General features: G+C 63.5%; 1 protein-coding gene. It reads right to left on the bottom strand.

Features of this window, described 5'->3' with window-relative positions; genetic code table 11:
- Nucleotides 1–16 precede the first annotated feature (16 nt).
- Nucleotides 17–959, bottom strand: a protein-coding gene (locus AC1RRW_RS22280) for an IS630 family transposase (protein WP_492903906.1) whose coding sequence is annotated in 2 segments (ribosomal slippage) — nucleotides 17–622 and nucleotides 624–959 — 942 coding nt in all. Because the reading frame shifts where the segments join, the coding sequence is not laid out codon by codon here.
- Nucleotides 960–1,050 lie beyond the last annotated feature (91 nt).

Raw genomic sequence — 1,050 nt, 5'->3', positions numbered from 1 at the left:
CTAGAGCATGCTTCATTTACACGGAAGCGTATCCTGCGTTTTTGAGGTAGTTTGCGCATTCGGTTGGTGAGACGAGGTGGAGCAGGTCGCCGAGCTTTCGCCAGGTTGCCTCGACGGTTCTGGCCTCGGCGTCACGCATCCAGTGCTTGAGCTTGGCGAAGAGCTGCTCGATCGGGTTTAGATCCGGGCTGTAGGGCGGCAGGAAGAGCATGTGCGCACCGGCCTTGCGGATGGCGCGGCGTGCGGCCTTGCCCTTGTGGCTGCCGAGGTTGTCGAGGACGACGATGTCGCCGTCCGTGAGCCTCGGAACGAGCACCTGCTCGACATAGAGGGTGAAGAGCTCGCCGTTGATCGGGCCGTCGATGACGAGCGGTGCATCGACGCGATCTATCCTGAGTGCGCCGATGAAGGTGAGCGTCTTCCAGTGGCCATGCGGCGTGCGGGCCGGAAGGCGCTGTCCCTTTGGCCCCCAGCCGCGCAAGGGCGCCATGTTGGTCTTGATCCAGGTCTCGTCGATGAAGACCAGGCGACGAGGATCGATCCTGGCCTGATGCGCCTTCCAACGCGCGCGCTTGCGGGCGATGTCAGGCCGGGCCTGCTCCGCCGGCAGCATGGTTTTTTTTGAAGCTCAGCCCTTCGGCGTGCAGGAACACCCAGACCGTGCGCCGGTCGCTCTTGATCCCGCGTGCCATCAGTTCGGCCGTCAACCCGCGCGTCGTGTAGCTGCCCGACCGACAACGCTCGCGCAGCCAATCCGCCACCTCGCCCGACAGGCGCGGCTTCTTGTGCCCGCCGATCTTGCCATGGTCGAGCGAACCGGTCTGCGCCTTCAGCTTGCGCCATTTCGACACGCAGGATGGGCTAATCTGCAACGCCGCGCCGATCGAACGGATGCTCTCACCGGCATCGAACCGCGCCAGAGCCCGCTCGCGAAGGTCTTCCGAGTAAGGTCGCGTCATCCCTGCCGGCCGCCTTCTCCCGGCAGGCATCTTGAATCACGATCAAGCCGATTTGCGAATCCCCGATTCCGCTAAAAATCAGCATGCTCTA

It is taken from the genome of Allobosea sp. GW821-FHT12C12 (assembly GCF_058807355.1).
The sequence above is the reverse complement of the archived record's forward strand: the minus strand, read 5'-3'. Positions and strand labels throughout refer to the sequence as shown.